The sequence below is a fragment of the Conexibacter sp. JCM 18997 genome (assembly GCF_055391915.1).
The window spans coordinates 4,061,152-4,074,502 of record NZ_AP043885.1 but is presented as its reverse complement, the minus strand read 5'-3'; the positions used below and the strand labels follow the sequence as shown (position 1 = coordinate 4,074,502).

11 protein-coding genes and 1 pseudogene are annotated in these 13,351 nt (G+C 71.1%); 3 read left to right on the top strand and 9 right to left on the bottom strand.

Annotated elements, in window-relative coordinates; all coding sequences use genetic code 11:
• Positions 1-1,800 (top strand): CHASE2 domain-containing protein, encoded by a 1,800-nt coding sequence (locus ACZ5UI_RS20495; RefSeq protein ID WP_464190450.1) that lies wholly within the window; start codon positions 1-3, stop codon positions 1,798-1,800.
• On the opposite strand, the gene ACZ5UI_RS20490 is transcribed toward ACZ5UI_RS20495, so the two are convergent.
• The gene (locus ACZ5UI_RS20490) at positions 1,774-2,589 is read right to left on the bottom strand and encodes a hypothetical protein (RefSeq protein ID WP_464190448.1); all 816 of its coding nucleotides are present in this window, start codon (positions 2,587-2,589) and stop codon (positions 1,774-1,776) included. The genes ACZ5UI_RS20495 and ACZ5UI_RS20490 overlap by 27 nt on opposite strands.
• Positions 2,586-4,718, bottom strand: coding sequence for a PI-PLC domain-containing protein (locus ACZ5UI_RS20485; RefSeq protein ID WP_464190446.1), 2,133 nt, complete (start codon positions 4,716-4,718; stop codon positions 2,586-2,588). Before ACZ5UI_RS20485 ends, ACZ5UI_RS20490 begins: the two co-directional genes overlap by 4 nt.
• A gap of 44 nt (positions 4,719-4,762) precedes the next feature.
• Here ACZ5UI_RS20485 and ACZ5UI_RS20480 point away from each other — a divergent pair, with 44 nt between their 5' ends.
• Positions 4,763-5,440 carry a hypothetical protein gene (locus ACZ5UI_RS20480; protein ID WP_464190444.1) on the top strand — a complete coding sequence of 226 codons (678 nt, stop codon included), beginning with the start codon at positions 4,763-4,765 and terminating at the stop codon, positions 5,438-5,440.
• A gap of 7 nt (positions 5,441-5,447) precedes the next feature.
• Here ACZ5UI_RS20480 and ACZ5UI_RS20475 read toward each other — a convergent pair whose 3' ends face one another.
• The 7 genes and pseudogenes from ACZ5UI_RS20475 to rpsF all read right to left on the bottom strand — a co-directional run bounded on the left by ACZ5UI_RS20475 (position 5,448) and on the right by rpsF (position 12,849).
• Complete coding sequence (locus ACZ5UI_RS20475; protein WP_464190442.1) at positions 5,448-6,764, bottom strand: adenylosuccinate synthase; 1,317 nt, start codon at positions 6,762-6,764, stop codon at positions 5,448-5,450.
• Positions 6,765-6,770: 6 nt separating this feature from the next.
• Complete coding sequence (locus ACZ5UI_RS20470; protein WP_464190440.1) at positions 6,771-7,475, bottom strand: ATP-binding protein; 705 nt, start codon at positions 7,473-7,475, stop codon at positions 6,771-6,773.
• Complete coding sequence (gene dnaB, locus ACZ5UI_RS20465; RefSeq protein ID WP_464190438.1) at positions 7,472-10,654, bottom strand: replicative DNA helicase; 3,183 nt, start codon at positions 10,652-10,654, stop codon at positions 7,472-7,474. Before dnaB ends, ACZ5UI_RS20470 begins: the two co-directional genes overlap by 4 nt.
• Before the next feature lie 149 nt (positions 10,655-10,803).
• Positions 10,804-11,256, bottom strand: a complete 453-nt coding sequence (gene rplI, locus ACZ5UI_RS20460) for a 50S ribosomal protein L9 (protein WP_464190436.1) — start codon at positions 11,254-11,256, stop codon at positions 10,804-10,806.
• 84 nt (positions 11,257-11,340) lie between these two features.
• Positions 11,341-11,601: pseudogene (gene rpsR / locus ACZ5UI_RS20455) on the bottom strand (30S ribosomal protein S18); the annotation flags it as partial.
• Between the two features lie 236 nt (positions 11,602-11,837).
• The gene (locus ACZ5UI_RS20450) at positions 11,838-12,332 is read right to left on the bottom strand and encodes a single-stranded DNA-binding protein (RefSeq protein ID WP_464190434.1); all 495 of its coding nucleotides are present in this window, start codon (positions 12,330-12,332) and stop codon (positions 11,838-11,840) included.
• Positions 12,333-12,477: 145 nt separating this feature from the next.
• Positions 12,478-12,849: a 30S ribosomal protein S6 gene (rpsF, locus tag ACZ5UI_RS20445; RefSeq protein WP_464190432.1), complete on the bottom strand. Its 372-nt coding sequence runs from the start codon at positions 12,847-12,849 to the stop codon at positions 12,478-12,480.
• A 62-nt stretch (positions 12,850-12,911) separates the two neighbouring features.
• On the opposite strand from rpsF, the gene ACZ5UI_RS20440 reads away from it, so the two are divergent.
• Complete coding sequence (locus ACZ5UI_RS20440; protein ID WP_464190430.1) at positions 12,912-13,346, top strand: hypothetical protein; 435 nt, start codon at positions 12,912-12,914, stop codon at positions 13,344-13,346.
• The last annotated feature ends 5 nt before the right edge of the window (positions 13,347-13,351 follow it).

The following is a 13,351-nucleotide window of genomic DNA, read 5'->3' as shown; positions in this document are numbered from 1 at the left end:
GTGAGCTCGCGGCGCCTCACCGTGCTGCTGCTCGTCGTGGCAGCGGTCGGGGCGGCCGGGCTGGGCGTGCTCGGGTACGCCACGGGAGCGCTGAAACGCGCGGACCTGTCGACCGTCGACCTGCGCTTCAAGGTGCGCGGGAGTCTGTCAGCACCCACCCCGCCCCCCGACGTCGTGCTGGTGGCCATCGACGACCCGTCGATCCAGCAGGTCGGCGAGTGGCCGTTCCCGCGCGGCAAGCACGCGCAGGTGATCGACCGGCTCTCCGAGGCGGGCGCCAAGGTGATCGCCTACGACGTCCAGTTCACCGAGCCCAGCGACAAGCCCGCTCAGGACGACCAGCTGATCGAGGCGGTGCGCGGCGCTGGGAACGTCGTGCTGGCCACCACGCTGGTCGACCGCAACGGCCGCACCCCGATCTTCGGCGGCGGAGAGGGCCTGCGCTACAGCAGGGGCCATCCGGCCTCGGTCGACTTCCCCAACGATCCAGGCGGGATCGTCCGCCGCATGGTGCTCTCGACCAGCGGCCTGGAGAGCTTCCCGATCGTCGCCGCCCGCCTGGCCCGCAACGGCCAGCTCGACCTGCCCTCCGGCACCCCGTGGGTCGACTTCCCCGGCCCCACCAACACGATCCAGCAGATTCCGTTCGCGCGGGTGCTCAACGGCCGCTTCGACCCCGAGGACGTGCGCGGCAAGATCGTCGTCGTCGGCTCGACGGCGCCGTCGCTGCAGGACTTCCACACGACCTCGACGACGAGGCTGGCCAAGATGCCCGGGCCGGAGCTGCAGGCCGACGCCATGCAGACCGCGCTGGACGGGTTCCCGCTGCACTCGGCGCCCGGCTGGATCGACATCGCGCTGATCGTCCTGCTCGGCGTGGCCGCGCCGCTGCTGGCCATCCGCTTCAAGGTCCTGTGGGCGCTGCTGGGCACCGCGTTGCTGGTCGCGCTGACCGCGGTCGGCGCCCAGGTCGCCTTCGACGCCGGGGTGATCGTCAGCGTCGTCTACGGCGCCGTGGCCGCCGCGCTGAGCACGATCGCCATGATCGCCCTGAAGGGCATGGCCAGCGCGTTCGAGCGCGAGCGCGTGCGCGAGCTGTTCGGGCGCTTCGTGCCCGAGTCGGTCGTGGGCCAGGTGCTCTCGCAGGCCGAGGGGTTGCGGCTGGGCGGCACGCGTCTGGAGGCGACGCTGATGTTCACCGACCTGCGCGGCTTCACCTCGTTCTCCGAGCGGCGCGAGCCGGACGTCGTCATCGACGTGCTCAACCGCTACCTGACCGAGATGAGCGACGCGATCCTCGACCACGGCGGCACGCTCGTCTCCTACATGGGGGACGGCATCATGGCCGTGTTCGGCGCGCCGCTGGCCCAGCCCGACCACGCCGACCGCGCGCTCGACACCGCCCGCGACATGCTCGGCCGCCTGGACCGGTTCAACCGCCAGCTGGAGGCGGAGGGGCTCGGCCACGGCTTCAAGATGGGCATCGGCCTGAACACCGGCTGGGTGATGTCGGGCAACGTCGGGTCGCAGCGGCGCCTGGAGTACACGGCGATCGGCGACACGACCAACACCGCGGCGCGCATCGAGGGCCTGACCAAGGGCACGCCGTACCAGCTGTTCCTGTCGGACTCGACCTACGCGCAGCTCACGCGCGGGCGCGACGACCTGGTCGAGATGGGCGATGTCGAGGTGCGCGGCCGCGACGCCCACATCGCGCTGTGGGCGCTGCGCCCGGTCGACGTGCTCGTCCCGCCGCCCCCGCGGCCCGCCGCCTCAGCGGGCGGCGTCGCCGGAGCCTGACTCGTCGGCCGCCTTCATCTGCGGCTCCTTCTCCGGCGCCTGGTAGGGCGGCGGCGGATCGGGGAGGCTCGGAGCGCCGCCGATCGCGTTGAGGAACTTCTGGCCGAAGCGCGCGCCCGGGCGGTCGGCGCGGAAGCGCTCCTGGGAGCGCTCCAGCTTGTGGCCGGTGTAGCGCTTGCCGAACGGCGAGTTGGGCTTGCCCAGGCGGATCGCGCCCCAGATGCCGAACAGCGGGATGAACAGGCCGAGCACCCCGAGGATGATCCGGCCCTTCATGAACGTGATGCCGGCTAACCCGACGTCGAGGATGACGAACAGGCCCGTGCCGAAGATCGACCCGCTCTCGTCGAAGCCCCACGGGCGCACGCCGACGACCACGAGGCCCGCGAAGACCGCCGCCATCACCACGGCGTCCAGCGACGAGCGGCCCTCGTCGGACCAGTACACGTCCTGCAGGCGCACCCACAGCGCGAACTCGTCCAGGGTGAACCCGGCGCCGATGCCGAAGCCGATCGAGGTCAGCTGCCACCACGGGCTGCTCAGCTCGGTGGCGAACGCGGTGAAGCCGCAGACCAGCAGCAGGACGATGCCCCACACGAGGTGGTGCAGGTGCACGCCGCCCTCGGTCTCGACGCCGCCCGGCCACCAGGAGACCGAGCGCGTCATGCGCGCGCTGGTGCGGATGAAGCCGAAGGAGCACAGGAAGGCCAGCAGGACCAGGAAGGCGGCCTCCCGCCCCGGCTCGGGGACGTCCTTGACCAGGTCGACGGTGATGAGCTCGGCGATCACTTCGACGGAATTCGGTTCAACGTGTCCACGACCTTCAAGACGTCTCCGGTCTTGTAGAAGTCCACCGCGATGATGTTCGGAAGCTGACCACGTTCGCGCTGGCATTCGCGGGCTCGTCCGAGCAGCGCGTCGTAGGTGTTGACCTTGGCCGCGTTGGACGGGCGCGGCGCCGGGCTGGTGTCGATCCAGTGGTTGAGCAGGAACAGCGGCGCGCCCTTGGGCCCGCGGTTCTCGGCGCACGAGAACTGGGCCGGGTCGGTGAAGTGGAAGGGCGTCTCCTGGGTGACGTCGTAGGCGTTGTGGATCCACGGGACCGCCGGGTCCGCGGCGTGCTTCTCGACCATCACGACGACGCGCTGGCCGGAGTCGATCAGCTCACCCAGCGTGGGCCAGCCCTCGCCCGAGGTCGGCAGCTCGCCCTGGTAGACGTAGGGCGTCAGGCCCGCGTCGTCGAACGCGGTGGCCAGGTCGGCGGGCGTCGGACCCTCGTCCTGGATGACGATCAGCACCACCTGGCGCGGGTGCTTTACGACGAAGTCCGTGACCTCGCTGAGACCTTGGGTCAGCGGGATGACGCCGACCTCGCAGAAGCCGTGGCACAGCCACATCTCGCGCGGCCCGCGTGGGGCGTTGCCGCCCAGGAGGCTGTCGCGCACCCGCATCGCCGCCGCGAAGCCCTCCGGTCCGAGCGACTGCTCCGCCGCGGCGCGCTCGTCGCGGCCCTCGAGGTCGGTCAGCACGCGGTTGCCCACCCTGTTGCCGAAGTGGGCGTCGATCAGCAGCGCGTGGATGCCGCCGTCCAGCTGCCCCTCCAGCCCCTTCTCCTGCTGGGCGAACAGCCAGTTCGGATAGGTGGGCGACGACATCGCGTTGTGGGTCGCGGCGAAGGCGACCTCGTTGAGCGGGCGGTCACACAGCTCGACGTGGCCGTTGCAGGTCACGTTGTCGGCCGAGGCGTCGGCCGGCTCGGTGGCGCCGCTGCCCACCAGCGTGCCGCCCAGCGCGATCAGCAGCAGCGCGGCGACGCCGCCCGCGATCCAGGGGGCGGCCCGGCGCCGCTGCGTGCGTTGCGCGGGTTCCGGCGCGGCCGCGTCCTCCCGCGTGCGCGTCTCGGTCAGCAGGCGCAGCAGCTCGGCGACGCCCTGGTAGAGGATGTACACGCCGACCAGCACGAGCGCGATGTCCAGCAGCGCCTGGCGCCAGGCGATGAACAGCACGCCGGCGACGATCAACGCGACCGCGCGGCCGACGCGGCGCCAGGGCGTGGTGGGCGCGACCGCGATGACCGCCCAGGTCCGCCGCAGGGGCACGCGCACGTCCACGGGGCGGAGCACCGAGGCGGCGGCCGCGGCGATCACCGTGCCCGCCCCCACCGCGACCAGGGCCCAGGTGCGCAGATCCAGCAGGAACGCGTCCCAGATCGCGCTGGCCCCCGCGTGGTTCTCGGGCGACGCGTACCGGGCCAGCACCGCGCTCCGGGCGATCTGGTAGACGATCACCACGAACGCGCCGGCCACCGCGATGCCGATGCCGCTGTGGGCGATCGCCCGGGTCCGCTGCGGCGCCAGCGCGATGCCCGCGCCGAACAGCAGGACGGTGAGGATGCCGAAGATCCAGGCGTAGCGCTGGATCCGCTCGCCCGCGCTGGCCAGCCGGACCGAGGTCAGCGCCGTCTCGCCGGCGTCGAGCTTGGCCGAGAAGTCCGCGGGCAGCCGGTCGGCCGCGCCGGGCGCGAACTGCTGCAGCGCGCTGGACAGCAGCACGCCGACGTTGAGCAGCGTCAGCGTCGCGGTCGAGCGGTCACGGCTGAAGACGGTGCGGTGCAGATCGCGTGCGGCGGAGTGGAAGAGGCTCTTGAACGCGCCGGTGCTGACGATCGCCTCCGCGGCGGTCTCGACCACCGGGCGGACCGCGATCAGGTCGCGGTTGGCCCGCAGCACGGCCTGGTCGGTGATCTCGCGCGCGACCAGGTCGCGCACCGGCTGCTGGGCGAGCGCGTTGGTGGCGCGATCGGCGAACTGGTCGGAGTCCAGCACGGTCGTGCGCGCGTAGCCGGCCAGCAGCGCCACGACCAGGCAGGCCGCGGCCAGCACGAGGCAGATGTTCGAACCGATGCGGCGACCGCTCACGGCGGGCAGGCTACATCGCTGCGACGAATAGGCTGCCCGTGCAGATGGCCCGTCCCCGCCGCCTACCGGGCGCTGTCGAGCTGCCGTGGGCTCGCCGCCGCCGACTGCGCGCCGAGCGTCCCACCGTCCTGCTGGGCGTCGTCGCGCTGGCCGCGACCGCGCTGGTCGCCGCCGACGAGGTGCGCCGGGTCGCGCGCCGCTCGCCCGAGCCGCTGCCGCCGGGCGAGGTGGTCAGCCAGGCGGTCGGCGTGGCCGTCGAGGGCTACCGCGTCGCCTCGCCGTTGGAGACCCGCCTGATCAACCTGCTCGGCGCGTTCTCGCTGACCTTCTTCTTCGTGCGCACCTCGACGTGGGCGATCCGCCGGCGGGGCACGTTCGGCCCGTTCCGCGACCTGCGGGTCGGCCGCCGCCACGTGCACCACTTCGTGCCCGGGATCGCGCTCGCGCTGCTGTCGGGCGGCGCGTCGGTGCTGACGAACAACGAGGACATCGAGGCCTGGCTGGCCATCCCGTTCGGGGTCGGCACCGCGCTCACGCTCGACGAGTCGGCGCTGCTGCTGACGCTGGACGACGTCTACTGGACCGAGGAGGGCATCGTCTCCCTCCAGGTCAGCCTGACCGCGCTGCTGACGCTCGCGCTGGCCGCGATCGGCGTGCGCCAGCTGCGCCGGGGCGAGCGCGAGGTGCTGGTCGAGGCGGCCGAGGCCGCGCTGCGCGGCTGAGCGACCGTCAGGCCGCGGCGGCGGGTGCCGCGACCGAGTCCGCGCCGGCCTGCATCCAGATGATCTGCTCGCGGCCCGGGCCGACCCCGACGATCGCGATCGGCACGCCGACGAACTCGGACACGTACTGCAGGTAGTCGCGCGCCGCCTGGGGCAGCTCGGCCTCGCTGCGGGCCTGGCTGATGTCCTCGCTCCAGCCCGGCAGCTGCTCGTACTCGGGCGTCGCGTGGTGCAGGACCGACTGGTGGTAGGGGAAGCGGTCGAAGATCGCGCCCTCGTGGCCGCGGTAGCGCGTGCACACGTTGAGCGTGTCGAAGCCCGACAGCACGTCGAGCTTGGTGATGGCCAGGTGCGTGAGCGTGTTGATGCGCACGGCGTAGCGCAGCGCGACCAGGTCCAGCCAGCCCGTGCGCCGCGCGCGGCCGGTGGTGGTGCCGAACTCGCCGCCGCGCTGGCGGATCTCCTCGCCCAGGTCGTCGTCGAGCTCGGTCGGGAAGGGCCCGGCGCCGACGCGCGTGACGTACGCCTTGGCGATGCCCCAGATCTCGTCGATGTCCTTCGGCCCGATGCCCGCGCCGGTGGTGGCCGCGCCGGCCACCGGGTTGGAGCTGGTCACGAACGGATACGTGCCGTGGTCGATGTCCAGCAGGACACCCTGGGCGCCCTCGAAGATCACGTTGCGCCCGCGGTCCAGGAAGTCCCACACGAGGCTGGACGTGTCGGCGATGTACTGCTCGAGCCGATGGCCGTAGGTCAGGTACTCCTCGGTCATCGCGTGCAGGTCCAGCGACGGGTCCTTGGCGAACGGCCGCAGCGACAGGCGCTTGGGGTCCATCGCCGCGGTGATCTTCTTCTTGAGGATCTTCTCGTCGAGCAGGTCCTGGACGCGGATGCCCAGCCGCGCGGCCTTGTCGGCGTAGCAGGGGCCGATGCCGCGGCGGGTGGTCCCGATCTGCAGCTTGCCCAGCCGCGCCTCGCCGGCGTGGTCGAGGAGCATGTGGTACGGCATGATCATGTGCGCGTTGGCCGACACGCGCAGGCCGGACGGGTCGATGCCGCGGGCCTTCAGGCCGTCGAGCTCGTCGGTCAGCACCTTGGGGTCGATCACGACGCCGTTGCCGATCACGCACTTCTTGCCCGGGTACAGGATCCCGGACGGGATCAGGTGGAACTTGAAGGTCTCGCCCTCGCGGATGATCGTGTGGCCGGCGTTGTTGCCGCCCTGGAAGCGCACGACGGCGTCCGCCCGCTCGGCCAGGAGGTCGACGACCTTGCCCTTGCCCTCATCGCCCCACTGGGCGCCAACGATGACGATTCCGGCCATTTCCGATCAGAGTGTAGGGTCGAATTCGCGGCGGCGGTCATGCCCGAACAGGGCGAGCGGATCGCCGCACATCTCCACGAGCCGCGAAACGGTGCGGGCGCCGATCTGCTCGGCCAGCTGATCGTCGGTCGAGTTCGTGGTCAGGATGATCGAGCGCTGCTCCTCATACCGCGTGTTGACGATCGTGTAGAGCTGCTCCAGCACCCAGTCGGTGCGGTGCTCGACGCCCAGGTCGTCGAGGTGCAGCAGGTCGACCGTGGCCAGGCGATCCAGCAGCGAGAGCAGGCCGTCCTCGGAGTCGATCGACTCGCGCAGGACGCCCATCAGCCGGGGCAGGCTGTAGATCGCCGTGGTCCGGCGGGCCTCGATGGCCGCCTTGGAGACGAGCATCGCCAGCGTCGTCTTGCCCGTTCCCGGATCGCCCTCCAGCCACAGGCCGCGGCCCGCGTCGAGGTTGGCCTCGATGTCGTGGCTGAAGCGGCGCACCATGTCGACGACCGTCGGCTCGATCTCGGTGACCGGGAAGCGGTCGAAGGCGACGTCGCGGTAGCGCTTGGGGATCCGCGCCTCGAGGCTGCGGGCCCGCGCGCCGGCCATGCGGCCCGCGCGGCAGCGGCAGTCGCGCGCGGTGTTCGTCTCGGGGTCCTCGACGAACCCCGACCCGTCGCAGATCCGGTACGGGCAGGGCGCCGGCTCGGTGTCCGTGCTCATTCGTAGCGGTCCCCGGCGTAGTTGAGGAACTTCGGGTACTCCTTGCGGAAGGTCAGCGTCACATCGCCCAGCCCGCCGTTGCGGTGCTTGGCGATGAGGATCTCCGCCAGCCCCTGCGCCTCGGACTCGTCCTTCTCGTAGTACTCGTCGCGATAGATGAACATGACCATGTCCGCGTCCTGCTCGATCTGGCCCGAGTTGTGCGTGACGATGCCGTCGGCCAACCAGCACGCCGGGCCGGGGACCGTCAGGTCGTACACGTCCTCCTCACCGTCGGGCTCGACGGCCACGACGCGGTCCCAGAACAGGTCGCTCTCGGCGATGTCACGCAGCCCTTCGTCGGCCAGGGCGTCCGCGTAGGTGAGCAGCGTGGCGCGCGACGGCGCGAACGCGAAGTGCGCGGCCCCGCCGTAGGACGTTCCTCGCCGCTTGGCCATCGCGCGCTGCGTGATTCCTTGCGCGGCCATCGCGGCGCGAACGCCGGCCCAGGCCTCGGCGGGAAGTGTGTCGACGTTCGTGGCGGCGACCCGTTGGTGCAGTGCGGCCGCCAGCGCAACGGCCTGCTCACGCCGAGGCCCGAATGATCCGACGGTGTCGAGGAAGCGCAGCTGCGCTTGCAACCCGGAGACGATCACGTGGTGTGTCGGACGCTCGTCCGCTCGCGTCGGAGCGATGTTGATCCGCGCGACGATGCCGAGCCGTAGGAGCAGCGCGGCGACATCGGCCGCCAGGCCGGGGCTGATCGTCGAGTAGGCGACGCGGCGCACAGCTCGGCCGTCGGTCGAGCGCGCGCCGCTCCAGATCGACCCATCACTGGCCCACAGGTGGCGCAACAGGAGCGCGACCTGGCGGTCGTCGAGGGCGAAGGCCTCGGCGGGCACGCGCTTCTGGTGAGACCGCTGGTTGAAGATGCCCAGGCGCCGCAGCCAGGCGTTGACGCCGGCCGGAGCCCAGCGGTTGCCGTTGCCCGAGATGACGAGCTGGTGCCAGGTCCTCCGCCCGCGGTGCCGATTGACCGTGGCGCCGAAGCCGCGTTCGGCAGCCTGTTGGACGGCGGCGCTGTTCTCCTCGCTCGCTGTCGTGTAGCGCATCGGCTGACCGGAGAGGTAGCTGCCGTCGCCGATCATCTGGCCGAGGAGCACGACGTGGTCGTCGGGCCACACGACCGGCTCGACCGGTTCGGGGAGATGACGACCGAGGGCGACCCGGTCACCGGCCACCAGCTCTCCCAGAACCCGCCATCCGTCGAACGCGCGGACGCGGTGGTCGCTGGTCGCCCGGAGGCTGCGGCCTGACGCGAGGGCGAGTTTGAACACCGGCCGCCTGCCGACCTTCCAGACCCGGTCGCTGGAGGCGCTGATCAGCCGATCACGTTCGTCGACGGCGACCACCTCGGGCGTCGTGCCGACGAGGTCGGCGATCGGCAGACGGCGACCGTCGGCGAGGACGACCAGGGTGTCACCCGTCACGCATTCGCGGAGGTCCGACAGAATCGGCTTCTTGTCGTGGCGCTGCTCGACCGCACGGCTCAGCTGTGAGAGCGCGATCACCGGGACCTTCAGCTCCTGGGCCAGGATCTTCAGGCCTCGGGACATCTGACCGACCTGTTCGACGCGGTTGTCGGTGCCGGAGTCCGGCCGCATCAGCTGGAGGTAGTCGACGATGATCAGCCCGAGGCCGGTGGGCGACTGCTGATGCAGCCTGCGGGCCTTCGCCCGGATGTCGAGGATGCCGATGTCGGAGGAGTCGTCGACGTACAGCGGCGCGGCGCTGAGCTTCTTCGTCGCGTCGAGGATCTTCGGCCACTCGTTGGCCGCGACGCGACCCTTGCGCAGCTTGTCGCCGAAGATGCGCCCCTGGGAGGCCACGAAGCGCTGGGCGAGCTCCGTCTCGGACATCTCGAGGCTGAACAGGGCGACGGCCTTGCCGTAGTCGATCGAGGCGTTCTCGGCGATGTTCGTGACCAGCGCGCTGTTGTGGACGACGATGCCGTCAGCAACGAAGCTGTGGTCGCCCGGCACCGTGAGGTCGTAGGTCTGCTCGTCGCCCAGGAACTCGATCGACGCCACGGTGTCCCACCACACGTCGGCGATCGCCAGTGACTCGCGGCGCTGGGGCAGGATCAGCAGCCGCCCGTCACCGACGGAAGCGGCCGGTGTCGGCGCGGGAATCGCCGCCGCGGGCCGAGCCGACGGGCGCGGGACGGCGATCCTGTCGTCCGCGCATAGCTGGTCGAGTCGCTTCCATCCACGCAGGGTCAGCAGTGGATGGTTGGCGGTCGCGCCCAGCGAACGACCCGAAGTGGTGTGCAGCAGATAGACATGCTGGACGCCGCTGCGGCGGGCGGCGCTCACTCGTGTGCGGCGCAGTCGGAGATCGGGGCCGATGGACGCCACGAACACGTCGTCGCCCTGCTCGACGGCGCCGACGATCTCGTCGATGCGACGCGCTCCGCCGAGCGCATCGTCCACCAGGGTCGAACCGCGCAGGCACTTGCCCATCGAGGGGCGCGCGGCGAGGATGATCAGGTTGCCGGGCTGGAAGCCGCCGGTGATCTCGTCGAGGTCCTTGAAGCCCGACGGCGTGCCGGTCAGGGAGGTGCCCTCGCGCGAGAGCTTCTCCATCTTGTCCAGCTCGTCGTGGAGGATCGACTCGATCGAGCGGAAGTCCTGCTGGCGGTCGTCGTGGGCGACCTCGAGGATCGCCTTCTCGGCCTGCTCGACCAGGTTGCGGGGCACGTCGGCGTGCTCGGCCACCGAGGCCTGGATCTTGTACGTCGTGTTCAGGAGGCGGCGCAGGAGCGCGTTCTCCTTGACGATCTGCGCGTAGCGGCGCGCGTTGCCGACCAGCGGGACCGACGCGGTCAGCTCGTCGATCGCCTCGGCACCGCCGGCCGAGTCCAGCTCGCCCGACTGGCGCAGCGCCTCGGCGACGGTCAGCGGGTCGATCGGCTCGTTGGCCGCGTAGAGCTTGAGCATCGCCGCGTAGGCGACCTTGTTGCGCTCGCGGTAGAAGTCCTCGGGCTGGAGGCCCTCCTCGATGATCAGCGCGTAGAGCGAGCGCTCCGACAGCAGGATCGCGCCCAGGACCGACTGCTCGGCCTCGATGTTGTGGGGCGGCCCACCGCTTCCGTTGAAGGGCGAAGGAGGGCTGGTCGCGGCGTCGGACGTGAAGGTCATCGGGGCTGATCGACGCTAGCGCGGGGCGCGGCGTTATGAACCAAAAGTTGCCGCTTTGTGCGCAAGACGTGTGCAAGACGGCGCAGAACGACGACCGCCGGCACGAGGCCGGCGGCGGTCAACAGCGAATGCGGTGCTCGGAGGCGGTGCTACTTGGCCTCGACGACCATCGTCTTGACCGACGCGGTGGCGCCGTCGGCGATCTCCACGTCGACCATGTAGGTGCCGATGTGCTTGATCGGCTCCTCGAGGTTGATCTTGCGGCGGTCGACCTTCAGCCCGCGCGCCTCCTTGATGGCGTCGGCGATGTCCTGCGAGGTCACCGAGCCGAACAGCCGGCCGTCGTCGCCGGCCTGCTGGGCGATCGTCAGCACCGTGCGCGACAGCGTCGCGGCGTTCTCCTTGGCGCGCTCGATCGCGTCGGCCTTGGCCTTCTCCAGCTGCGCCATGCGCACCAGCGCCTGCTCGACCGCGCCCTTGGTGGCCGGCTGGGCCAGCTTGCGCGGGATCAGGTAGTTGCGGAGGTAGCCCTTGGAGACGTCGACCACGACGCCGGCCTCGCCGACACCCTCGACGTCCTTGAGCAGAATCGCCTCAGGCATGGCTCAGCGGTCCTCTCGGTCGCGCCCGCGACCGCCACGGCCACCGCGGCCGCCCTCTTCCTCGCGACCGCCGTTGGGGTCGACGTAGGGCAGCAGGGCCAGCTCACGCGCGTTCTTGACCGCGCTGGCGATCTGGTTCTGATGACGGCGGCAGGCGCCGGTGATGCGACGGGAGCGGATCTTGCCCTTCTCGGACACGAACTTGCGCAGCGTGCCGATGTCCTTGTAGTCGACCTGCTCCTGCTTGTCGCGGCAGAACGGGCAGGGCTTGCGACGGCCGCTGCCGGGTCCACCCTTCTTGTCACGCCGGCGGGTGGGCTTCCCGCGGCCTCGAGCCTTCGCCAAAGTTCTCCTGGTCCTTCTCGAATCGAAGATGTCTGCGGCCACGCAGCACGACGAACGGCGCACGGCCCCGACCACTCATTGTGACACAACCGCCCATTAGCACGACCGGCGGCGGAATCCGGTGAGTGAACCCGGACGCCTTGAGGGTAGCCACCCAGGCCCAGCGGGCCCGAAACGACCGAGCGCCCCGGCGGAACCGGGGCGCTCGAGTGCGGCAAGACCGAAGGGTCGCTGACCTAGAACGGGATGTCGTCGTCGGCCGCGCTGCTGGAGCCGCCACCGCCGTAGCCACCGCCGCTGTTGCCCGCGCCGACCGGCGCGAAGTCGTCGGTGGAGACCGGCACGTCGCTGCGGGGGGTGAACCCGCCGCCCCCGCCGCCGTTGCCGCCGTCCGGGCCGCTGAGGAACTGCAGGTTCTCGGCGATGATCTCGACGGCCTCGCGCTTGTTGCCGTCCTTGTCGGTGTACTCACGCCACGACAGGCGGCCGTCGACGGCGACGCCGCGGCCCTTGGACAGGTACTGCGCGGCGGTCTCGCCCTGGCGACCGAAGACGGTCACCGAGAAGTAGTTCGGCTGGTCGACCCACTCGCCGGACGCGTTGTCCTTGCGGCGGGTGTTCGTCGCGATGCGCAGTGAGCAGACGGCGAGGCCGCTGCCCGTCGCCCGCATCTCGGGATCCTTTGTGAGGTTGCCGGTGAGGATCACCCGGTTGATGTTCGTGGCCGCCATGTCAGGCGCTCCTTTCGGGGCTGAACGATCTTGCGGCGAGCCTAGCGCGGCGTTCGGAGGCCACCGCAAAACGACGCGGAAACTCCGGGCATTTGTTGCAGAGACGTTGCAGATCGCGCCGCGCGAGCGGCGCGAGGTCCGTCGTCTAGCGGTCGATCGCGGGCTCGTAGTCCGCGTCGACGGCCGGCGTGGCGCCGGGGTCGGGCGGGGGCGGAGTGCCCGGAGCGAGCTTGATGATGCGATGGCGCAGGAGGCCGTCGGCGATGCTCAGCGTGCGGTCCAGCTCGGACAGCGTGGCCACGTCGTTGACGTGGAACTGGAACAGGCGGTAGTCCGCGGAGTCCTGGTGCTGGATCTCGTAGGCGAGCTCACGCACGCCCCACTCGTAGGTGCCGAGCAGCTCGCCGCCCTCGGTGAGCCGGCGCTCGACGTCGGCGAGCACCTTGTTGCGCTGCTCCTCGTCGGACTCGACGTCGAGCAGGAGCATGAGGTCGTACGTGGGCTGAGGCTGAGACATGCGGCAGAAGAAGATAGCAGCGCTTGGGGGGCGAGTTCCGCGCGCACCGCCCTAGGACGGTCATGGAGCCGCTCGTCCACCGCATCCGCTGGCCCAACGTGGCCGCCGCCACCGCCGTCGCGTTGCTGCTCGTCGCGGTGATCGCCTGGCCGCGCTCGGGCGGCGGCGGGCCGGCGCTGCCGCCGATCCAGGCCCAGCCGGTGGTGCAGCGGTCGACGCCGGCGGTCGAGCCGTCGTCGACGCCGTCGCCGTCGCCGTCGCCGACGCCCCGGCCCGAGGTCCGAGCCAAGCCGCGCCTGCGCGCGCATCCCAGCCGCCGGCCGAAGCGCAAGCCGCCCCAGCGCCAGCGGGTCCGCCCGCCGCGCCCGGCGCCGGACCTCCCGGCACCCACGCCGATCGCGCCGGCTCCGCGGCCGGCGCCCGCCGCGACCGGCAGCGCGCCACCCGCACCCACACCCGCCCCGGCGCACGGCCCGAGCGAGTTCGTGTTCGGATGAGCGCG

What these genes read in the sequence shown, in the direction of transcription:
- ACZ5UI_RS20480 (WP_464190444.1), top strand. Translation starts at nt 4,763, where the DNA reads ATGGCCCGTCCCCGCCGCCTACCGGGCGCTGTCGAGCTGCCGTGGGCT.
- ACZ5UI_RS20475 (WP_464190442.1), bottom strand. Translation starts at nt 6,764, where the DNA reads ATGGCCGGAATCGTCATCGTTGGCGCCCAGTGGGGCGATGAGGGCAAG.
- ACZ5UI_RS20470 (WP_464190440.1), bottom strand. Translation starts at nt 7,475, where the DNA reads ATGAGCACGGACACCGAGCCGGCGCCCTGCCCGTACCGGATCTGCGAC.
- dnaB (WP_464190438.1), bottom strand. Translation starts at nt 10,654, where the DNA reads ATGACCTTCACGTCCGACGCCGCGACCAGCCCTCCTTCGCCCTTCAAC.
- rplI (WP_464190436.1), bottom strand. Translation starts at nt 11,256, where the DNA reads ATGCCTGAGGCGATTCTGCTCAAGGACGTCGAGGGTGTCGGCGAGGCC.
- ACZ5UI_RS20450 (WP_464190434.1), bottom strand. Translation starts at nt 12,332, where the DNA reads ATGGCGGCCACGAACATCAACCGGGTGATCCTCACCGGCAACCTCACA.
- rpsF (WP_464190432.1), bottom strand. Translation starts at nt 12,849, where the DNA reads ATGTCTCAGCCTCAGCCCACGTACGACCTCATGCTCCTGCTCGACGTC.
- ACZ5UI_RS20440 (WP_464190430.1), top strand. Translation starts at nt 12,912, where the DNA reads ATGGAGCCGCTCGTCCACCGCATCCGCTGGCCCAACGTGGCCGCCGCC.